Source organism: Candidatus Microthrix parvicella Bio17-1 (assembly GCF_000299415.1).
GTDB lineage: Bacteria > Actinomycetota > Acidimicrobiia > Acidimicrobiales > Microtrichaceae > Microthrix > Microthrix parvicella.
Genome location: NZ_AMPG01000001.1, coordinates 1296231 through 1317699 on the forward strand (window position 1 = coordinate 1296231; position 21469 = coordinate 1317699).

At 66.6% G+C, this 21469-nt stretch carries 19 protein-coding genes; 4 read left to right on the forward strand and 15 right to left on the reverse strand.

Annotated elements, in window-relative coordinates:
* Positions 1-11: 11 nt before the first annotated feature.
* Positions 12-791: a succinate dehydrogenase/fumarate reductase iron-sulfur subunit gene (locus MPARV_RS0106335; protein WP_012224024.1), complete on the forward strand. Its 780-nt coding sequence runs from the start codon at positions 12-14 to the stop codon at positions 789-791.
* Positions 792-854: 63 nt separating this feature from the next.
* On the opposite strand, the gene MPARV_RS0106340 is transcribed toward MPARV_RS0106335, so the two are convergent.
* Positions 855-1739, reverse strand: coding sequence for a hypothetical protein (locus MPARV_RS0106340; RefSeq protein WP_155852344.1), 885 nt, complete (start codon positions 1737-1739; stop codon positions 855-857).
* A 465-nt stretch (positions 1740-2204) separates the two neighbouring features.
* Here MPARV_RS0106340 and MPARV_RS0106345 point away from each other — a divergent pair, with 465 nt between their 5' ends.
* The gene (locus MPARV_RS0106345) at positions 2205-2798 is read left to right on the forward strand and encodes a hypothetical protein (protein ID WP_012224021.1); all 594 of its coding nucleotides are present in this window, start codon (positions 2205-2207) and stop codon (positions 2796-2798) included.
* A 13-nt stretch (positions 2799-2811) separates the two neighbouring features.
* Here MPARV_RS0106345 and MPARV_RS0106350 read toward each other — a convergent pair whose 3' ends face one another.
* The 12 genes from MPARV_RS0106350 to purH form a co-directional block, all read right to left on the reverse strand.
* A complete protein-coding gene (locus MPARV_RS0106350) occupies positions 2812-3741 on the reverse strand; it encodes a DUF7064 domain-containing protein (protein ID WP_012224020.1) in 930 nt (309 codons plus the stop codon).
* 23 nt (positions 3742-3764) lie between these two features.
* A complete protein-coding gene (locus MPARV_RS0106355; protein ID WP_012224019.1) occupies positions 3765-4619 on the reverse strand; it encodes a DNA-formamidopyrimidine glycosylase family protein in 855 nt (284 codons plus the stop codon).
* Between the two features lie 3 nt (positions 4620-4622).
* A complete protein-coding gene (locus tag MPARV_RS0106360) occupies positions 4623-5030 on the reverse strand; it encodes an SCP2 sterol-binding domain-containing protein (protein WP_157789484.1) in 408 nt (135 codons plus the stop codon).
* Positions 5031-5077: 47 nt separating this feature from the next.
* Positions 5078-6067: a malate dehydrogenase gene (locus MPARV_RS0106365; RefSeq protein ID WP_012224017.1), complete on the reverse strand. Its 990-nt coding sequence runs from the start codon at positions 6065-6067 to the stop codon at positions 5078-5080.
* 43 nt (positions 6068-6110) lie between these two features.
* A complete protein-coding gene (locus MPARV_RS0106370) occupies positions 6111-7994 on the reverse strand; it encodes an ABC transporter ATP-binding protein (RefSeq protein ID WP_012224016.1) in 1884 nt (627 codons plus the stop codon).
* The gene (locus tag MPARV_RS0106375) at positions 7991-9919 is read right to left on the reverse strand and encodes an ABC transporter ATP-binding protein (protein WP_020377653.1); all 1929 of its coding nucleotides are present in this window, start codon (positions 9917-9919) and stop codon (positions 7991-7993) included. The genes MPARV_RS0106370 and MPARV_RS0106375 overlap by 4 nt, the downstream gene beginning before the upstream one ends.
* 27 nt (positions 9920-9946) lie before the next feature.
* Entirely contained in the window at positions 9947-11377 is a 1431-nt protein-coding gene (locus tag MPARV_RS0106380) for an aldehyde dehydrogenase family protein (RefSeq protein ID WP_012224014.1), read from the reverse strand.
* Positions 11378-11532: 155 nt separating this feature from the next.
* Positions 11533-12468 (reverse strand): oxygenase MpaB family protein, encoded by a 936-nt coding sequence (locus MPARV_RS0106385; protein WP_020377654.1) that lies wholly within the window; start codon positions 12466-12468, stop codon positions 11533-11535.
* Positions 12465-12938, reverse strand: a complete 474-nt coding sequence (locus MPARV_RS0106390) for a DUF4262 domain-containing protein (protein WP_155852343.1) — start codon at positions 12936-12938, stop codon at positions 12465-12467. Before MPARV_RS0106390 ends, MPARV_RS0106385 begins: the two co-directional genes overlap by 4 nt.
* A gap of 11 nt (positions 12939-12949) precedes the next feature.
* Positions 12950-13900 carry a methylenetetrahydrofolate reductase gene (locus MPARV_RS0106395; RefSeq protein ID WP_020377655.1) on the reverse strand — a complete coding sequence of 317 codons (951 nt, stop codon included), beginning with the start codon at positions 13898-13900 and terminating at the stop codon, positions 12950-12952.
* Positions 13901-13911: 11 nt separating this feature from the next.
* Positions 13912-14811: a tetrahydrofolate dehydrogenase/cyclohydrolase catalytic domain-containing protein gene (locus tag MPARV_RS0106400; protein ID WP_020377656.1), complete on the reverse strand. Its 900-nt coding sequence runs from the start codon at positions 14809-14811 to the stop codon at positions 13912-13914.
* Positions 14812-14857: 46 nt separating this feature from the next.
* Positions 14858-16420, reverse strand: coding sequence for a bifunctional phosphoribosylaminoimidazolecarboxamide formyltransferase/IMP cyclohydrolase (purH, locus tag MPARV_RS0106405; protein WP_012224009.1), 1563 nt, complete (start codon positions 16418-16420; stop codon positions 14858-14860).
* A 707-nt stretch (positions 16421-17127) separates the two neighbouring features.
* Here purH and MPARV_RS22350 point away from each other — a divergent pair.
* The gene (locus MPARV_RS22350; RefSeq protein WP_157789485.1) at positions 17128-18837 is read left to right on the forward strand and encodes an acyltransferase family protein; all 1710 of its coding nucleotides are present in this window, start codon (positions 17128-17130) and stop codon (positions 18835-18837) included.
* On the forward strand, positions 18746-19912 hold the full coding sequence (locus MPARV_RS0106425) for an SGNH hydrolase domain-containing protein (protein WP_157789486.1): 1167 nt from the start codon (positions 18746-18748) through the stop codon (positions 19910-19912). Before MPARV_RS22350 ends, MPARV_RS0106425 begins: the two co-directional genes overlap by 92 nt.
* A 6-nt stretch (positions 19913-19918) precedes the next feature.
* Here the strand turns inward: MPARV_RS0106425 and purN are convergent, their stop codons facing one another.
* Positions 19919-20500, reverse strand: a complete 582-nt coding sequence (gene purN, locus MPARV_RS0106430; RefSeq protein WP_012224006.1) for a phosphoribosylglycinamide formyltransferase — start codon at positions 20498-20500, stop codon at positions 19919-19921.
* Between the two features lie 41 nt (positions 20501-20541).
* Entirely contained in the window at positions 20542-21438 is an 897-nt protein-coding gene (sucD, locus tag MPARV_RS0106435) for a succinate--CoA ligase subunit alpha (RefSeq protein ID WP_012224005.1), read from the reverse strand.
* Positions 21439-21469 lie beyond the last annotated feature (31 nt).

A 21469-nucleotide genomic window follows, 5' to 3' on the forward strand; every position in this document is an offset into this window, starting at 1 on the left:
GGACACCCACGATGACCGAAATGCTGAACCTCACCCTCAAGGTGTGGCGCCAGGAGGGCCCAGACAGCCCCGGCGCCTTCGAGACCTACACCACCACCGTGGCTGACGACGCCTCGTTCCTTGAGATGCTCGACTATGTCAACGAAGACCTGATCACCAAGGACCGCGAGCCGATCGTGTTCGATCACGACTGCCGAGAAGGTATCTGCGGCACCTGTGGCGTCATGATCGACGGCCAGGCACATGGCCCGCAGAAGGCAACCGCCACCTGCCAGCTGCACATGCGCCAATACAACGACGGCGACGAGATCGTCATCGAACCGTTCCGCGCCGCCGCCTTTCCCGTGGTGAAGGACCTCATGGTGAATCGCGCCGCCTTCGACCGCATCGTTGAATCCGGCGGCTATATCGACGTCAGTACCGGTGGCACGCCGGACGCCAACCTGATCCCCATCCCCAAGGACGCAGCCGAGGCGGCGATGGACGCCGCGGCCTGCATCGGCTGTGGCGCCTGCGTGGCGGCCTGCCCCAACTCGGCAGCCAGCCTGTTTACCTCAGCCAAGATGCAGCACCTCAACCTGCTGCCCCAAGGCCAGGCCGAGCGGTGGGACCGTTCGATCGACATGGTCGAGAAGATGGACGAGTTCTTCGGCTCATGCCGCAACTACGGCGAGTGCGGCGAGGCATGCCCCAAGGAGATCTCGATCGACTTCATCGCCATGATGAACCGGGATTACGCCAAGGCCCAGTGGACCAATCGCCGTCGGCTCGGCGAACGCAAGACCGGTTAAGCAGGATGAGCTGATCCCGCCGACCGGAGTCGTCCGGCCGGCGGGACCGCCCAACCCTCGGACTCAGCCGGCCGTAGTGGTGGTCGTGGAAGATGATGAGGTGGAACCCGATGAGCCCGAGTCGGTCGCCTCGGTGGTCGAGGTGCCGGCGTCGTTGGAACCCTCGCCCGAAGCGTCTTCGTCGTCGCCCTTCGTGCCGGAGATCATCTCGTCGGTGAGCTGGAAGGTGACCTCACCGGTGACCTCCTTGCCTCCCGGGCCCCAGTCGCCGACCACCTGAAGGGCCCACTCCCCGGCCTCCGGCTGCTGGATGACGGCAACCACCTTGGTACCCTTTTTCGACTCCCCAGCAGGCTCGCAGTCCGCCCCCTGACTCTCGGCGGCGGTGGTGTCGTCGTCGGGCCCAACGAATTTGATGGTATCCCGCACACAGGTCTGGTTCTCGGTGCCGTTGCGGGCCGACACTTCCGCAGCCAACACGATCTCGTCGTCGCCCACCTGGTCGAAGTCGGGGCCGTACCAGCGAAGATCCAGCTGATCAATCGTGACGTCGACCCCCTCGACGCCCAACTCCGACTCGCTTGGCTCAAGCTCAACCGGTATCCGGCCGACGGCCTCTCCCTTGTCGTCCAGGGGCAGCTCTACCTGTGCCTCACCGCTTGCTCCGACCAACAGAGTGCGGCCGTCAAGGGTGTCGAAGCCGTCTTCCGCATTGAACTCGAAGGTGGCGGAACTCGAGGACCCACTGGGCACCAGGTCGGCGACGACACCGCCGTTGATGGCTTTGCCATCGGAATCCTCCAAGCTCACGGACGGGTCGAAGCGCTGGTCGGAATCCTTGTTGAGGTTCTCCAAATCGGCCTCGACCAGCAGCCCGGACTGACCGCTGCTGGTTTCGCCAAACTCGGCGCCGGTGAGCTCGAAGCGGAAACCATCCATGTATCCCACGCCGGACACATCTGCCGTCGCTGCCGTCACTGTCGAAGTGGTTGATTCCGGCGTGTCAGCGGTGGACTCGGTAGGTGCTTCGGCGCTGGTACTCGGAGAGGCCAACGTTGTCGGCGGCTTTGTGGACTCGACGGATTTTGGATCGGTGTCGTTGCCGCAACCCCCTGCCAGTAACGTCAAAGCCAGGCCCGCTGCCGGCAAAGCGGCGATCGTGCGTGCGCGAGTCAACATGGTGTGTGCCTCCACTTTCTCGGAACGGGGTCCTACTCCCACGACCTCGCCATCAGCGAGGGCAGCGGCACCTCGCTTGTCCGAGGTGAAGTTCCCCACTCAGTTGATGAAGGAACACCTTATCGGCGCCCGATCGGGCATGCGCCCCAGATGCCGGTGACACCAACCAAACAACTCACGCCGGTAGCGTTGCGGCAGCCCGCTGCGCTACCGCAACCACGATCAGGAGCACCCATGAAGCACACCACCACCTCTGAGCCGCGCTCCGGTCGGCTGATCAAGTTGGCAGTGCTGATCGTTGGCATGACGGTGCTTGCTGGATGCGGAAACGACCTGTCAGCCGGCGAACAGGCCACACCATCCACTTCCCCGGCGCGGACCACCGAGGCAACCGGCGCTTCGTCGCCGCCCACCACTCAGCCGCCAGCCGACGAGACCCCGGCCACCCCAGAAACCACCGACGACACCGGCTCGGGGGGGACGACGGGCATCACGCTGCCCGACGGCACCGAGATCACCCTGCCGGAGGGGGTCGAACTCACCGTACCCAAGAATGTGGGCAGCTGTGTCGAAGCCAGCACCGCACTGGGCAAACTGAACCTGTCGCTGCTCGGAGCCACCTCCACTGCTGACATCGACGACTCGGCCGCTCAGCTGAAAGAGGTCCTGGGAACCGATGCGGCCAAGGATGTCGACGAGGTGGCCAAAGCGGCGCGCAAAGCGGCCGAATCGGGCACCATCAGCCCCGGCGCCTACAACGACGATGCCTACAACGCCGCCAACGCGGCACTGGCCAAGCGCATCACCACGTTGTGCAGCGAGGGGTAGCCCAGAGGCACGCTCACGCATCACCGTTCTGGGGCTGGTTCCACTCAATCCAGCCGTGACCGACCCGTCCATCGGCGGCGCCGAACCGGGCCAGTGCGCGCGGAAAGCGGTCCAACCGGCCATCTGGATGCGTCAGCAGGACCGGCGAAAAGGCCAGCGGGGTCACCTCCAGGTCAAGATCGCCGAAACCCAACCTCGCGTGTTCGGCCAAGCCCTCGCGTCCCAAACGGGTGGTGACCCGCACCTCCTCAAGTTCGGTCAACTCGTCGCTGGGACCAATCACGTACCCAACGCCAAAATCCGACCCCTCCAGCAAGGCACCCGTGGTGTGAAACCGGGTGTTGTCCTCCAGGCGACCCGCATTCCAGCACCAGGTGTTGGCCCACCAGTCCCGCGATGCACCCCACGAGTGGTCTCGCTGACCGAACCCGTCCACCTCGAAGGTTTCCTTGCCAATCATCACCCGGCCGTGCACCGTGCACGGGATCTCATAGCGAGGTGTGATCGGCGGCCACTGGTAGGCCTGGCCGTTGCTCTCCCAATCCAGCTCGAAACCGAAGGCCACCCGCTCGCCCCGTGGTTCGGTGCGATACATCTCGGCGGGGTCGTCCACCCGCAAACCGAATGCCTCCAGGTTGCAGGTGGCGTGAACGAGCGGATCCTCGATGACATGATCCGCCCAGAGCCCATCGCTCCGAAGCTCCAGTGACCCTGCGTCGGCGGGCATGGGCACCTCGTTGTCGACCACCGTCACCAGTTGTCGATCGGGCCCGACGGCGCATGCCCAGTACCAGACCCGGTTGAGGTTGGGGATGAACCCGAGGCGCAGGTAGCCCCCGAAGCTGCCATCCGGAGCAAAGAAGTCGTAGTAATACGACTCGTTCCACAACTGCTCGTCCGTGGGCTCGTGCCGGGCCTCGTCGGCTTCGTTGACCTTTGCCATGGATACTCCCCCTGGGCTCGCGCCTACTTCAGAAACTTGCTGGTCGTATTGTCGGCCAACAACCGACCCCCGGTCTGACAGGTCGGGCAGTAGTTCACCACGTGGGACGCGTAGGTCACCTCCCGAATGGCCTCCCCGCAGTTTGGGCAGGGATCTCCCATGCGACGATGCACGTTCGTGGGACGCTTGGCCGTGTTCACCAACTCTTCCTGGGTGGTCTCGAAGGCCAGGTCTCGTTCAACCAGGTGGGACAACGCACCGTGGACCGCCAACACCTGATCGTCGGTCAGCCTCCCGGTCGAGACGAACGGCGATAGTTTGGCTTCATGGCAGAGGTCGTTGGCCAGGCGCCGCCCGATACCGGCGATCACCCGCTGGTCACGCAACACGTTGTGCAGCCGCCCCGACCGGCTCCGCAAACGCTCACCCAACCGGGCTGCGGTCAACGTCTCGGCATCAGGACCCAGGTCGGCGAACAGTTCGGCCTCGGCGGAGGACGGGCCATGGCGTCGATCGAACACCCAGACCCCAACCCGACGTTCCTTGCCGGCCTCGGTCAACAGCCAGTCATCGAACCCATCGAAGCTCCATCTGGCCTGAGCGCCCCTCGGCGCCTTCGGGCCCTTCGCCGGAGGAGTGGTTCGCAGCCGTCCGCCCTGCATCAGGTGCACTACGAATGCAATCCCGTCGAAGTCGCAGATCAGGTACTTGCCCCGGCGCCCCACGTGGGTGAGCGGACGACCCGTCGCCACGTTCGGGTCTGGGTCGACCGTCTTCATCACGGTGAAGCTCAAGGGATGAAACCGGGTGAGCACGGCCCCAACCCAGCCTGCCCGAAGCCGTGCGGCGTGGGCCTCCAATTCGGGGAGCTCAGGCAAGGCTCAGCCGTCCTTCGGGACCTGCGCGTCAACTGCCGTCCGCCGGGTACGTCGCTCCCCGGAGACCTGCGGAAGAACCGAGCCGAGGTCGCCCTCCACACGAAGTTGACCCAGGAGAAAAGCGCGAGAGACATCCAGATCACCCGAAAGCAGCCGCCGAGCGGTACGCCCGTCGCAGGTCACCACCACATCGGGGTGCTCGGCTGAACCCACCCCGGTGGCCGTTGAGTCCCCCCGCGAACTCCACCACCACGCTGCCCCGTCAGGTTCGACCCGATATTGCACCGTCACCGCAAGGTGCCCGATGGCCTCCGCCAGTTGCCTGGTCACGGCCGGCGAGGCCAGCAACTGCTCGATCTCGATCAGGGTCGGGCCGTCGTCCGGGCGGGCATCCTTTGAGGCGTGAGACACCATGGCAGGGTACCTCGGGGTTGGGGCTGTCAACGGCCCGAGAAGGCCTACAACAGACCGAGTTCGGCGACTGCGTCGCGCTCCTCGCGCAGCTCGGCAACCGAGGCGTCGATGCGCGCCCGTGAGAAGTCATCGATCTCCAAGCCCTGAACGATGGAGTACTCACCGTTGGCGCAGGTGCAGGGGAACGAGGAAATGAGACCCTCGTCGACGCCGTAGCTGCCGTCGGAAGGGACGGCCATCGAGGTCCAATTGCCCTCGTCCGTGCCCACCGTCCAGGTGCGGATGTGATCGATGGCGGCGTTGGCCGCCGATGCCGCCGAGGACGAGCCCCGGGCATCGATGATCGCCGCGCCACGCTTGGCCACGGTTGGGATGAACTCATCGGCCATCCACGCCTGGTCCACCGCGTCAGTTGCCGCCCTGGCCCCGATGGTGGCGTGGCTGAGGTCGGGGTACTGGGTGCTGGAGTGGTTGCCCCAGATCGTGACCTTGGCGATGTCGGCGATCGGCGTGGAGGTCTTCGCCGACAGCTGGGCCATGGCCCGATTGTGGTCGAGCCGGGTCATGGCGGTGAAACGGCCGGGGTCCATGCCGGCAGCGGCCGACTGGGCGATCAGCGCGTTGGTGTTGGCGGGGTTGCCCACGACGAGCACCTTGACGTCCGCCTTGGCCGACCGGCCGATGGCGTTGCCCTGGGGGCCGAAGATGCCACCGTTGGCCGCCAGCAGGTCGCCGCGCTCCATGCCCGCCTTGCGGGGCATGGCACCCACCAGCAGGGCGACGTCGGCATCACCGAAGGCGACGTCGGCATCGTCGGTCTGGATCATCTCGGTCAGCAGCGGAAACGCACAATCCTCCAACTCCATGGCCACGCCCTTGAGCGCTCCGAGCGCAGGGGTGATTTCCAGCATCTGCAACGCCACCGGCTGATCTGTACCCAACATGGCGCCTGAGGCGATGCGGAAGAGCAGCGAGTACCCAATCTGACCGGCTGCGCCGGTGACTGCGACTCGAACGGGGGCATTGGTGGACACGATAGGACTCCTGATCTGACGACGTGCTGGAACTTGGTCGAGCCTACCGGCGCTGGGTCATTGCACCCGAACGGGTGTTGCCGATCCAGCTTTCGTACAGGCGGGCGTACGTCCCACCCGCCTGAACCAACTCATCGTGTGGTCCAAGCTCGACAATTCGCCCGGCATCGAAGACCACCACCAGTTGGGCCGCCTCGGCTGTCGAGAGCCGGTGGGCGACCGAGACCGTGGTACGTCCCTCCGACAGTGCCGCCAGCGCGGAACCCAGAACCCGTTCGGTCTCGGGGTCCACGTTGGAGGTGGCCTCGTCGAGCAGCAGTAGCCCGGGGTCGGCCAGCTGCGCCCGGGCCAGCGCGACCAGTTGGCGCTCTCCCACCGACAGGCCACCGCCGCGCTCCCCCACCCGGGTGTCGCCGCCATTGGGTAACCCCATCACCCAATCGGTCAACCCGAGGGAGTCGAACGACGCATCGACCTCGGCGCGGGATGCGCCCGGACGCCCCAGCGCCACGTTGGCCGCCACGGTGTCGTCAAACAGGAAGCCATCCTGGGGAACGAGGCGAACACTCCGCCGCCGCGCGGCCGGGTCGAGGTCGCGAAGGTCAACGCCACCGATGGCCACTCGCCCCTGCTGCGGGTCGGCCAAGCGGCACAACAGCTTTGACATGGTGGTCTTGCCCGACCCGGTCTCGCCCACGATGGCCACCGTCGTGCCGGCGGGGATCCGGAGCGACACGTCATGAAGCACCGGTTGGCCCGGCAGGTAGGAAAACGTCACGTGCTCGATGTCCACCGGCAGCGCTCCGTGCGGCAGGTCAGCACCCGCCGTGGGCTCGATCACATCCACCGGTTGGTCGAGGAGCCCAAGGATCTTGCCCCACCCGGCCAGCGCCGTCTGGGTCTGGTCCAGCACCTCACCGATCTCGGCGATGGGTTGGGCCAGCTGGTTGGCCAACAGCAGACATGCCACGATCGCCCCGGCGGTCAACCCCCACGACCCGGCGAAGTACACCCCGGCGCCGGCAACCACCGCCAGTAACAGGCCACCGAACACGTCGGACATGGGAAACATGATCGAAAAGAAGAAGCGGGCCTTCAGCTGGGCCGCCAGCTGGTCACCGATGGCGCCGTGCAGGTCGCCACGCGCCGCCTCGGAGTGGTGGTAGGCGCGAATCACACGAACGCCCGAGACGGTCTCGGCGATGCGCCCCAGGGTGTCGCCAACCCGGTTTCGCAGCGTGTCGTAGGCAACCAGTTGGCGCCGCTGCACGACAACCATGATGGGTACCACCGGGGCGAGGACCAGGACGGTGAGTAGGCCCAACTGCCAGGAATACACAAACATGGTGATGAGCGACACGAGCAGAACGCCCGACGACACGGTCCAGTTGACCGCACCCCAGGTGGCGAACTGCGCCAACGTCTCGATGTCGGAGGTGACCCGGCTGACCAGGATGCCGGTTTTGGATTCCCCGTGGGCTGCGATCGACAGGCGATGCACATGGGCGAAGGCGCGGGTGCGAAGGGCGTAGAGCACATCTTCGGCCACCCGGGCCATCGCCATGGTCAGGCGCTGCACCACCACGGTGAGCACCAGCACCACCACAGCCGCGGCAGCGCAGGCCCCCAGCACGAACGGGATGTCCACACCGCCGGAGCCGCTGAGGCCTCGGTCGAGCACCTGCTGGAGTGCCACCGGTACCACCAACCGCCAGGCGGCGTTTGCCACCGACAATCCAATGGCGGTGCCGAGCCCCGCGCGTAGTTCCGGTGTGGCGGCCACTCCGGCCCGCAGCAGGTCCACGGCGCCGGGGCGCTCGGTGACGTCCTCCGAGAACGGATCGACGTCGAGCGCCACCGTCGGGCCGGTGCCGGCGTCGAGCTCGGCGACCACCCTCTGCGCCCCGTCCTCATCGATCGCGGTCATCCCGTTGCACCAATGCTGCTCGCCGCGCCGGCGACATCGTCCCGCTCGTACGCGGTCACCAGCGCTTCATAGCCGGGGTGTTCAAGGAGCTGCCCATGAGTCCCAACAGCCGTCACCCTTCCGCTTTCCAGAAACGCGATCCGGTCGGCCATTGCAATAGTGGACAAACGGTGGGCCACCACAAGCACGGTCATGCCAGAGGACTCGTGCCGACCGGAGCCGTCGCGCAGGCCGCCCAGGATCTCGGCCTCCACCACCGGATCGACCGCCGACGTTGCGTCATCGAGCACCAGCACCCGAGGGCGACGCACGAGTGCCCGAGCCAGGGCGACGCGCTGGCGCTGACCGCCACTCAGGGTTACGCCCCGTTCGCCCATCACGGTGTCGAGGCCGCCGGGCAGCTGTTCGACGAAGCGGCGCGCCCGTGCGCGTTCAAGCACCTCCCACAACTCGTGGTCGTCGAGGTGACGCCCCAGCGCCACGTTGTCGCGCAGCGAGGTGGCAAACAAAAAGCTCTCCTGAAACACCAGGGCAACCGTTGAGCGCAACTCGGAGGGGGTCAGCTCCCCCAGGGCGACACCACCCAACTCGATGTGCCCCGCCGTGGGTTCGTCGAGCCGCACCAGCAGCTCGCACAGCGTGGACTTGCCCGCCCCGGTGGCGCCCACCACCGCCATCACCTCGCCGGGTTCGATGCGAAGGTTGACGTCGGTGAGCACGTCGACGCCCGGCTCAAATCCGAACCTCACCGAATCGAAGCTCACCGATGGCGCCTCCGGAGGAAGCCGGTCATGTCGACGCTCATCCACAGCTTCGGCAGGCGACGCGTCAACGCCATCGTCGACGTCCAGGAGCGACTCGATGCGCCCCATCGACACCAGCGAACGGGGCAAAGATTCGAACAGGAACCCCGCCACCCGAACCGGGAAGTTGAGCCATCCAAACAAGGTGACAGCGGCCAGCACCTCACCCGAGGTCACCGCACCGGCGCGGACCCGATACGCACCTACGGCGATCAGCGCCACCATGCCCAGCAGCGGCAACGCGTCCACCAGGGGGTGATAGGACGATGAGAGGCGGGCCAGACGAAGGCGCTGGGTTCGCAGGGCGCCCGCCGCACCGTTGAAACGATCGGACTCCTCCGCCTCGCGCCCCAGCGTCTTGACGACCAGGGCACCCTCGAAGCTCTCATGGGCAATGGCCGACACCCGCGCCACCTGCTCCTGAGAGCGGGTCGCCGGTTCAACCATGCGGGACGAGAACCACCGACTGACCCCGACGAGCAGCGGAAACAGCACGGCGGCGATCAGCGCGAAGGTCCAGTCGGCGATCAAAAGGCTGATGATCGAGAACACCAGCAGCGCCACCAGCCCGAAGGTGAGCGGTACCGGCATGAGCGCCCAGGTGGAGAAGGTGACGTCGCTGTCGGCCACCGCCAGCAGTTGGCCGGTGGGCCGCTTGCGATGCTCCGAAAGTGGCATCGCAAGCACCCGGTCGGCCACCTGACGACGCAGTTCGGCCTGCACCCGTGCCTCGGTGACCGACCCGTACCAGCGGCGCAACACCACCGAACCGCCCCGCAGCACGCCAACCACCAACAGCGCCAGGGCGGCCCAGAGCGCTGCGCTCCGAGGGGTCTCCCCCGCAAGCACCGGGACGATGACCCTGTCGTTGACCATGCCGATCACCACGGTGGAGCCCACCACGGTGGCCGCCCACGCGGTACCGCCGAACAGAGCCAGCGAAAAGGGCCACGGCTCCATGCGCGCAAATCGACTCACCAGCGTGAGGCCCGACCGCGCCAGGCCGGCGCCATCAAGACCCCGCTCAGGCACCAACGCCGCGTCTGTCTGCGGTTCAGCTACCGGCGGCGGATCTGTCTGCAATTCGGCCGCCGGCGGTTCGGCCGACGACCGCTCGCTCATCGTGGACTCACCAGGATCCAGCCAGGATCACAGCTGAATCGACTTGGTCTCGAGGTAGCCGTCGATGCCCCACTCCCCACGCTCACGACCATTGCCGGACTGTCCGTAACCTCCGAAGGGCGCCGTGGCGTTGAACGCCCCACCGTTGATATCCACCTGGCCGGTGCGCATGCGTCGGGCAACCGCCTTGGCCCGCTCCGGATCGGCGCTCTGCACACCGCCGGCCAGACCGTAAATGGTGCTGTTGGCGATGCGGATTGCGTCGTCCTCGTCCTCGTAGGGGATCACCGCGAGCACCGGCCCGAAAATTTCCTCCTGGGCGATGGTGCTGTTGGGGTCGACGTTGGCAAACACCGTGGGCTTCACGTAGAAGCCGCGGGGGTGCTCCTCGGGCTGCTCGGGGCCGCCGATCACCAGGTCGGCGCCCTCGTCGATGCCCTTTTGGATGTACTCACGCACGCGGTCGCGCTGAGCGGCGGAGACGAGCGGGCCGAACGCATGGAACAGGTCGGGCTCATCGGCTGCCGGATCGACCAGCTTGGCCTGGGCCACCTCGGCCACCACGGCGTCGACGATCTCGTCATGCATTGCTGCGGGCACCAGCAGGCGGGTGAGCGCCGAGCAGGTCTGGCCCGAGTTGAGCATGCATGCGAACACCGAACCGAAGGCGATGGTGGACGGGTCGGCGTCGTCGAGCACGATGTTGGCCGACTTGCCGCCCAGTTCCAACTCAACCCGCTTGACCGTGTCGGCGGCCGACTTGGAAACCTCTTTGCCCGCCCGACCCGAGCCGGTGAAGCTGACCATGTCGACGTCGGGGTGCGCTGTCATGGCACCGCCCACGTCGGGGCCGTTGCCGATGACCATGTTGAAGACACCGGCGGGCAGGCCCACCTCATCGAGAACCTCGGCCAGCAGATAGGCGTTGAGCGGCGTCACCTCGGAGGGCTTCAGCACCACCGTGCACCCGGCGGCCAGCGCCGGGGCCACCTTGCAGACGATCAGGTACAGCGGGTAGTTCCACGGGGTGATGGCCGCAACGAGGCCGATCGGCTCGCGGACCACCAGTGAGTTGCCCAACTCTTTTTCCCACTCGAACGCCTCGATCTGGTCGGCGTAGCTGTTCCAGTCACCGACGGCCAGGCCGGCCTGCACCATCTGGGCGAAGGCCTTGGGTGACCCCACCTCCGCCGTGATGGTGTCGACCACCTCGTCGTAACGCGCGGTGAGCGCCGCGCCGATGTCACGCAGATATTTTGCCCGCACGTCCAGTGAGGTGGTGGACCAGGAGGGAAACGCGCGGCGGGCGGCGGCCACGGCACGGTCGACGTCCTCGGCCGAGCCCATCGGCACCCGACCGATGACCTCTTCGGTCGCCGAGTTGATGACGTCTTCGGTGGCGGTACCGGCTGGAACCACCCACTCGCCCCCGATGTAAAACTTCTCGTGAATCTTCATCTTCTCCCCTTGGGTGTCGGGGCGCGAAGCCCCATGGTCGCCGGGGCGAAGGACCCGGCCGATCGACTGGACTGCTCACGTTACCGGCCGAGCCCCCCGATTGCCCCAGCAGAGTGGCAGTTCTGCCGTGACCGGCGGCCCCAGGCGTCGGTTGCCTAGACGCGGGTCGCACGGGCGCGGCGGGTGGCCTGCTCCAGCACCGGATTGTCTCCTGCGGCCGCCTTCAGCGTTGCCAGCAGCGCCTGCGTCGAAGCTGCCACAACCGCCCGCTCGGTCGGGCCCGGCCCCCGTCGTCCGTAGATTCGATGCGCCCAGGTGGGCAGTATTCCCCAGGCGGCGGCCGAGAACATGCCGGAAACGCTGCGGGTCACCGGGTCGCCCTCCGGAGGGTTGGCAAGAAATCGCAACGTGTCCTGTGCCTGATCACCGCCCGCAAGCTCCGGCTGCACGTCGGTGAAATAGTCGGCCATCTCGATGCTGCTGCGGGGCAGGTCGGTGGCGCCCAACGCCTCGGCGACCACGGCCATCTCGTCGTAATAGGCGTCGAGCTCGGCCGGGGTCATGACCCGGCGTCCGTATCGGGCATTGGCCGCCGCAAACATCGACACCTCGGCCACATGCACCCATCGCAACAGTGCCGGGTCGTTGGCGTCGTAGGGACGCCCATCGGGTGCAATCCCGGTGATCCGCCGGTGGGTTCGACGCACGATCCTGCACAACCGTTCGGCGGTCTCGGAGTCGCCGTAGGTGGTGGCGGCCACGAAGCTGGCGGTGCGCGACAGGCGTTCGGCCGGTCGCTCCTTGAAATCCGAGTGCTCGGCCACACCGGCCATGGCCAAGGGATGCAGCGCCTGCACCATCAACGAGCCAAACCCACCGACGATCATCGACAGATCGGAGTGAACCCACCAGGTGACGCTGTCGGGGCCGAACCAGCCCGGGTCGCCGGCCGGTTCGTCGTAACGCTCCTGGGGAAACCGGTTGGAGTCGAACGCCTCCCGCAACTGGGCACCCACGGCGTTTCGCAGCGGCGTCGCCGCCCAACCCAGCGCCCGGGCGGGTGTCACCCCGGCCGCCATCACGGCACTCACCAATGCCCGATCATCGGCTGTGCCACACGGAGCCGATGGTCATAGCCGTCCTCCCATGGCAACAACCCGGCACGGTCGGGCCACATGAACTGCTGCATTCGAAACGGCGTTTGGGCGTAGAACACGGCCGCTCCCGGAAACCGTTCGTCGGCCACGTCGACGTCGACCGTGAGCAACGCCGAGCGAAGTTCGTTCTCCAAAAGGCCCGAGAAGACCACCCCCACCGGCAACTCGATTCCCGCAGCAATTTGCGCTGCGATCAGGTCGATGAGACCCCGAGCCGCCGACGGTGCCAGCCCCCACAGCCCCACCTCGGCATGTCCCCACGTGGCCTCGAAGCCAACCGAAAACGTGTAGCCCGGACGCGGATCGAGCGGGTCATCCACCTGCGTGACCGGTTCGACCGCGTAGCCCCGGGTCTCAACCATCCACGCCAGCTTGTCACGCAGATCCAGATGGCGATCAGGCATCGGGTCACCGCTCACCCGTCCGTCGCCTCCACGGCCGGCCGGATGCGCCAACCCAGACGGGCGCCGACCCCCAACGGGGCCTCCGCACGATTGAGTGCATACAGGTGAACGCCCGGTGCGCCTCCGGCCAACAGTTCCTCGGCCAGATTGGCGGCAGCCTCGACCGCAACCTCCATGAGGGCGGCCTCGTCATCGGCAACCGATTCGTAGCGGGCCCAGAGCTCGTGGGGACGATGCGCCTTCGCCAGGTCGGCGAACCGGGCGACCGAGACCGGGTTGGTCACCGGGATGACCCCGGGAACGATCGGGGTCGTGACGCCAAGCGCGGTCAACTCGTCGACCATCTCGAAGTAGTCCGACGCGCTGAAGAAGAACTGGGTGATGGCAAAGTCGGCCACCTCGAGCTTGTCGGCAAGGTGTCGACGGTCGCTCGCCCGATCAGGGGAGCGCGGATGGGTCTCAGGGTGGGCGGCGACCCCAACCGAAAAGTCTCCGACCTCCCGGATCAGCTCCACCAACTCGGTTGCGTAGGTGAAGTCGCCGCCTGCCGGGCTGCCGTCGGCCGGCGGGTCCCCCGCCAGCGCCAGAATGTTTCGTACACCGCTGGCGGCGTAGTCCTCCAGCAACTCGGCGAGCTCGCTTCGGGTATGCCCCACGCAGGTGAGATGGGCCATCACGGGGTAGTTCCTGTCGGCGTTGGCGCTGACCACCAGATCGCGGGTGCGGTCCCGCGTCGAGCCGCCCGCACCGTAGGTGACCGAAACAAAATCGGGGTTCAGGTCCTCCAACTCGTCCACGGTGTCCAGCAGGTTTGCCACCCCACGGTCGGTCTTGGGGGGAAAGAACTCCAGCGACAACGTGGGACCCTCGGCCAAGAGGTCATCGATTCGAGCGTCCTGATGAGCCGAGGTCGAACGATCGGGCCGGGAGGGAACCGAAGAATGTGGGGTACCAGGGGCCATGGGAACCGAGGCTACCCGTCGCTCGTAGGGCCGGCGATGCCGACGGAGCGGGCCGCAGCCTCGACCGTATTGACCAACAACATGGCCCTGGTCATGGGGCCCACACCACCGATGCGGGGCGACAGCCAACCGGCCACCTCCGCCACCTCATCGGCGACGTCGGAGACCACTTTGCGGCCGGCCATCGTGACGCCGGCGGCCACCACCGCCGAACCGGGCCGCACCATGTCGGCGGTGATCACGCCCGGTGCACCGGCGGCCGCCACGATGACGTCGGCGGTTCGAGTGAACGATCCGAGATCCTCCACGCCGGTGTGCACCACGGTGACCGCAGCGTTGGCGCCCTCACGCTTCAGCGCGGCCAGGAGCGCCAGCGGCCGACCGATGGTCAGCCCTCGCCCAACGATCACCAGATGGCGGCCTGCGAGCTCGACCCCATGTTCGGCGAGCAGCGCGAGGATGCCGTTGGGGGTGCACGGGAGGGGCGCCTCCTCCCCCATGACCAGTTTGCCCAGATTGACCGGGTGCAACCCATCGGCGTCCTTGGCCGGGCTCATGGCCAGCATCGCTGCTTCAAAGTCGAGCCCCGCTGGAACCGGGTATTGCAGGATGAACGCATCGACCCGATCGTCGGCGTTCATCTCGGCGATGACAGCCTCGAGTTCGTCCTGAGTCGTGCCCATCGGCATGCCTCGGTGCACCGAGGCCATGCCCACGTCGGCACAATCCTGGTGCTTACCGGCCACGTACCGGGCGCTGGGGCCGTCGTCGCCCACAAGGACGGTGCCCAACCCCGGAGGACGACCCTGCTCCGACAAAACGCCGGGGCGCGCAAGTTGCTCCACCCGGACCGCCAACTCGGCCTTGATCCGGTCGGCCAACGCCTGCCCGTCCAATGTCTTCGCAGTCATGGGACCACGCTAACCGGCCGCCCATACACCTCACCGGTGAGGCCGGTCAGTGCCGGAAGTGTCGTACCCCGGTGAACACCATGGCCATGCCCGCCTCATTGGCCGCTGCGATCACCTCGTCGTCCCGCACCGAGCCGCCCGGCTGGATCACGCAGGTGGCACCGGCGTCAGCGGCGGCATCGAGCCCATCACGAAACGGGAAGAACGCGTCGGAGGCACATGCACCACCGACCGCACGGCCGGCCGCCTTCTCGGCCGCGATCCGGCCGGCATCCCGGCGGTTCTGCTGCCCGGCACCAATTCCAACCGCCGTCTTGTTCTTCACCAGAACGATGCAGTTGGAGCTGACCTTTGCCGCCAGTCTCCAGGCCAACTCCAGGTCGAGCCATTCGGCCTCATCGGGAGCCCGTTCGGTCACGGTCACACAAGCGGCCCGGTCAAACCCTCCCTGATCGGTGGTTTGCACCAACAGCCCGCCGGAGATGGACCGCACCTGGAGCTCCGGTTCGGTCGGCGCTGTGGTCTCCAACAGCCGAAGGTTCTTCTTCTTCGCCAGAATCTCCCGGGCCTCGGGGGTGTAGCCGGGCGCCACCACCACCTCGGTGAACACGGGTGACAGCGCCTCGGCCACCTCGCCCGTCAGGTCTCGATTGACCGCCACGATGCCGCCGAACGCAGACACCGGATCGCCCTCGTGGGCGCGCCGATAGGCGGTCAGCAGATCGTCGGCCACCGCTGCGCCACACGGGTTGGCGTGCTTGATCACCACCGCTGCCGGACCGTCGCCGAGGCTCCAGACCAAGCGCCAGGCGGCGTCGGCGTCGTAGACGTTCAGGTAGGACAGGTCCTTACCCTGATGCTGCACCGCATCGTCCCAGCACCCACCGTTGCCCGTTCGGTACCGGGCGCCGACCTGGTGGGGATTCTCTCCGTAGCGCAACACGGCGGACCGGGTGGCGGCGAGGGTCAAGCGCTCGGGAAGAGCACTGATGTCCGTAACGTCCTCGCCCTCCTGGTTTGCCGGTGACGCAGAAGCCTCAGGTTGCAGAGCCCCGGTCCGCATCCAGCCTGCGATCTGAACGTCGTAGTCGGCGATCACCTCGAAGGCCCGCACCGCCAGCGCCCGACGGGTGTCGACCGAGAGTTCGCCAGTTTGCTCGACCTCATCCACCACCCCCGCGTAGTCGGAGGGATCGACCAACACCCCGACATGCGCGTGGTTCTTGGCCGCGGCCCGCACCATGGTGGGCCCGCCGATGTCGATCAGCTCAATGCCCGGGTCCGATGCGAACGGATACAGGTTGACCACCACCAGATCGATGGGCTCAATGCCATGCTCCGCAAGGTCGGCCAGGTGGGTGGGATCATCACGATCCGCCAGCAGCGCACCGTGAACCGCAGGATGAAGCGTCACCACCCGATGCGACAGCATCTCGCCGAAACCAGTGAGCTCGGCAAGAGGTTGCACCGTGATACCGGCTTCGGCAAGCACGGCGGCGGTGCCCCCGGACGAGAGCAACTCCCAACCCGCTCGCACCAGCACCTTCGCCAGATCAACAACGCCGGTCTTGTCATAGGTCGACAGCAGGGCTCGGCGGCGTTCCGCCATGATCACTCTCCGGGGTTCGTTGGCCGACGTCACACTCGGGCGCCGGCGCCGGTCGACCCTACCGGGCCACCCCAAGAGGCCACCAACGGCCCCGGGTCGGCGAGCACCCACGGCACCTTTCGGTCCCCTTTCAAGAAATTCACTTGACCTTGAACCCCATCTCAGAAAGACTGAACACCAGTCGAGCCAACGCAGTCTCGGCGCCCACGCAGAACACATTTCGGCTGGGCGCTGCCACCGGCGCTGGGGCTCGTTCCTGGTTCACCATCCTCCGGCACAGCGCTCGTCGAGCGAGAGAAGGGGACCAGTGTGAGTCGTTTCTTCGAAAGCATCGAGACCTTGATCAGAATCGTGGCGCTGATTGGAGGAGCGATTCTCGGCCTGTTGCTGATGGTGATGACGTTTGCGGTCTGACCCCTGATCGGCCCGGCCTGGCGTGACGACCCCGGCCTGGCCGATTTGGAAGCTAGCGTGCCCCCGGTGTGCGTCACCCTTGAAGCGCGCCTGCAACGGTTATGACCTCACCGAGCGCACCTCCAGCCAACCCTCCGGGAAACCACCCGCCAACGGACAGCGGTGGCCGGTCCGCGTCGGCGAACGGGTCCGACGTTGCCGACGAAAATCCCAGGTCGCTCTCCCAACGGGTTGAGGGAGCCGGTGACAGCACCGTCCTCGACCTGACGATCGGCGTCGAGGGTGCCGGTCCGGTGACGACCGCGCCCGTTCCGCCCGATGATTCCCCCACGACGAGCGCCGGCGACCCGCCCATGCTGCGTCACCGGAACTGCCTGGACGGCATCCGGGGCCTCGCCGTACTCACCGTGGTGTTCTTTCACCTCGAACTTGGGTGGATGCGCGGCGGGTACCTGGGCGTCGATGTGTTTTTTGTGCTGTCCGGGTTCCTGATCAGCACCCTCCTGATCCGCGAATGGACCAAGCACGGGCGGATTGACCTGAAGGGGTTCTGGGTCCGCCGGGCACGGCGACTGTTGCCCGCCATGCTCGTCGTGCTGGCAGCCGTCGCCGCGTTTGCGGTGTTTCTCGCCCAGCCCGAGCAGCTCAGCGATATTCGGAGCCAGGGGCTCGCATCACTGTTCTACGTCACCAACTGGGCTCGAGCCGCAGAGAAGACGAGCTACTTCGACACCTTCGCCGCAAAGAGTCCGCTGGAGCACTACTGGTCACTCGCCATCGAGGAGCAGTTCTACGTCGTCTGGCCTCTGGTGGTCATGGCGCTCTTCACCTGGCGCAGCCGAGCGAAGGGCACCTTGGATCGTGCTCGTCGCTACGACGTGCCGCTCGGGCTCGTTGGGCTGATCGGCGCGGCTGCTTCGGCCACGTTGATGGCCGTGCTGTACTCGCCCGACAACTCCAGCCTGTACTTCCGCACCGACACTCGCGTGCAGGGACTGCTCATTGGAGTGGCGTTGGCAGCGCTCTTCGACGCCGTCGGTCGACGGCTCATGGCCGCCCCACCGGCATGGTTGGTGCCCGCCGGGTGGGCCGCAGGGCTGGCGTTCCTCGTGGCGATCGTCACCGACGTAACCCCCGCGTGGCTCTATCAGGGCGGGTTTCTGCTGATCGCCGTGCTGACCGCCGTCGTCATCCTGGCGGCGATGGCCCACCCACGTTCATCACTGGACCGCGCCTTGTCGGTCCGACCTCTCCGATTCTTCGGCCGCATCTCATATGGCCTGTACCTGTGGCACTGGCCGGTGATCCTGGCGCTCACCCCCGAACGCACAGGCCTTCCCATGCCGGCGCTCAACGTGTTGCGATTCGCCATCTCGGTGGCGTTGGCCGTGGTGAGCCTGCTGGTGCTCGAGGTGCCCATTCGAGAACGGCGGCTGCCGGGCCGGGTCGAGTTCGCGAGCCTCGGGGGGGTGCCGGGAGGTCCCCATCGGAGAGCGGCGGCTGCCGGTCCGGGTCGAGTTCGCGAGCCTCGGGGTGGTGCCGGTTGCCTTGGCGGTAGCCCTGCTGGTCACCACCACAGGCGGCGAGCTGACCCTCGAAGAGGCGTACGCCGCCGACCAACGCACAACGGCGCCTGTCCAGACCGTCGCGCCGGTGGCCACGCCAAACCACACCGACACCCTGGTGTTGGGCGACGAATTGGCGCTCGCCCTTCCCGCCAACTGGGGCGACCCGGACGGCGACGGTCCTGCCACCGGGTCGGTCACGCTGGCTGGAACCGCTTGCGACGACGCCACCAGGCTGTGCGACGACTGGCGTCAGCGGTGGAAGGCGCGCGTCGATCAGGCGTCACCCGACGTTGTGATGGTGGCAATCCGAAACTGGCAGCCCTTCGACGATACCAACGCCAAGATGGACGTCTTCGATGCGGCTTTGACCGAATCGGCGTTCGTCGACGGTATGGATCGGCTGGCGACGGAGCTTGGTGCCGGGCCCACCGCTGACGGCGGCCGCACCGTGGTGTTTCTGACCGCTCCGAAGCGCAGCGAAGACGGCTCGCTGGACCCTTTCGTTGTGGAACGCACCCGCGAGGCGGCCCGGCAGGTCACCGTCCGGCGCAACGGCGCCGTCCAGGAGGTCTCCATGGAGCGATTGTGGTGCGGCCCGGTGCGATGCATCGACCAAGCGCGTCTTTACCCTGCGAAGGGCCGGTTCGAGGTGGTCAGCCCCAACGCAGAGGCATTTGGTACGGCGCTCGCCGGCGTGGCCCGCCGGGCGGTCACCGACCACCTGGCCCGCGAGGCATCAGGCGACCAGCTCCGTGTGCTTTTGGTGGGCGACTCGGTGGCATGGTCGATCGGCTCCAATTTTCATGGCACCACCAAAGCAGCGGATCAGAAGATTCTGTTGTGGAATCAGGCCGAGTTCGCCTGCTACCCGGACCCGGCACCGGGCCCGCGCCTCGGGCTGCCGGGCACCGTCAGCACCGAATGCCCCGATTGGGCCGAGCGCTGGCCCACCTATCTCGACGAGTTCCAACCTCAGGTCGTCCTCCTCCCGGTCAGTCAGTGGATGATCCTCGACCGCGACGTCGATGGACGACGTATTGCGTTTGACTCCGACGAGATGCGCCGGCGGATCAAGAAGTACTACGGGCAAACCATCGACGTGATGTCCAAGACCGGCGCGCTCGTGGTGTTGACCACCGTCATCCCCAACGTGGCATCGACCAAGTCCATCACGAAGGACGCCGACGTCGCCGAAAGCCAGCGTCGGGAGGTGGCGCTCAACAAGATCATCACCGAGTTGGTGGCCTCCCGTCCCGACGACGCGGCGTTGATCGACCTGGCCGGTTGGATCTGCGAGGGAACCAAGTGCGCTGAGGAACTCGACGGCGTGCGGCTTCGACCCGACGGCGGCCACTTCTCCTCCGAGAGCTCACCGCTCGCCGGGGCGTTCCTCACCGAGGAGCTGGAGCGCGTGGCCAAGGAGCGGGGTTTGAGTCCCGACGCCGACGCAACCACAGCCACGACGTCGTCGTCGTCGAAAACCGCGCCTCCGCCCCCACCAAACGGCTGAGCGACCTCAGCGGCCCGGGGACTTCGTCAGCACCCAGCCGCGTTCAAGCACCTCGGCCAGCACCTGCGGGTAGATGCGGCGTTCAACGGCCTTGATCCGCTCATGCAGGCTGGCCTCATCGTCACCGGGCAGCACCGGCACCGCCTCCTGAGCGAGAATGGGACCCGCGTCCACCTCCAGGGTGGCAACGTGCACGGTGCAACCCGTGACCTTCACCCCTGCGTCAAGAGCGGCTCGCACTGCGTGCCAACCTTTGAACGAAGGCAACAGGGCCGGATGGGTGTTGATGATGTTCCCGGGCCGAGCATCAAACGCCGTCTGCGTGAGGATCGTTCCCCATCCAGCCATTGCCACCAGGTCGATGTCGGCGTCATTCCACGCTGAAACGACCTTGCACGTATAGCCCTCCCGGTCGAAGTCGTCCGAAAAGTCGGTTCGTTCGATCACCTGAAGCGAAAGGCCATGACGCTGAGCCACCTGCTCGGCTGCACAACGGCGGTCGACCAGCACTGCCGCCACCTCAAGGCCGGATGCCACCATGGCGTCAAGCAGCGTGCCCGAACCCGAGACCATCACACCAAGCCTCATCGGTTGTCACCCGACCTCATACGCTCACCCGGGCGTATCCGTTAAAGGTTCTTGACGATCTCAACCATCAACTCGCCGCACTCGGTCGGGTTGGCCCCCACCTTCACCCCGGCGGCCTCAAGCGCCTCCATTTTGGCGGCGGCGGTGCCCTTGCCGCCGGAGACGATGGCACCGGCGTGCCCCATCTTCTTGCCGGCGGGGGCGGTCTGACCGGCCACGTAGGCCGCCACCGGCTTCGACATGTGCGTAGCGATGTACTCCGCTGCGTCCTCTTCCGCCGAGCCGCCGATCTCACCGATCATCATGACGGCGGACGTCTGCGGGTCGGCCTCGAAGGCCTCCAGGCAGTCGATGAAGCTGGTGCCCGGCACCGGGTCGCCACCAATACCAACGCAGGTGGTGACGCCAATGTTCTGCTGCTGCAACTCGTACAGAGCCTGGTAGGTGAGCGTGCCGGAACGGCTGACGATCCCCACCGAAATCTCGCCGTCGACCGGCGCCTTGGCGATGTGACCGGCGGTGATGCCGATGTTGGCCTGGCCGGGGCTGATGAGGCCCGGACAGTTGGGGCCGAGCAGGCGCACGTCGGGGTGGTCGCGCTTGAGCTTGTTGAAGAACCACGCCTCATCCTGGGCGGGAACACCCTCGGTGATGACGATGATCAGCTTGATACCACCCTCGGCGGCCTCCATGACGGCACTCTTCACGCCCGGGGCGGGGATGAAGATACAGGACGTGTCGGCACCGGTCTCGGCGACGGCGTCGGCCACCGAGGCGAAGACGGGGATGCCATCGACGTCGGTGCCGGCCTTCTTCGGGTTGGTACCGGCAACCACGTTGGTGCCGTAGTCACGGTTCAGCAGACCGTAGTAGCGACCGGTCGAGCCGGTGAGGCCCTGGTAGACGACCTTGGTGTTGGAATCGACGAAGATGCTCATGAGTTCTCAGGTCCCTTGGCTAGTAACTGAT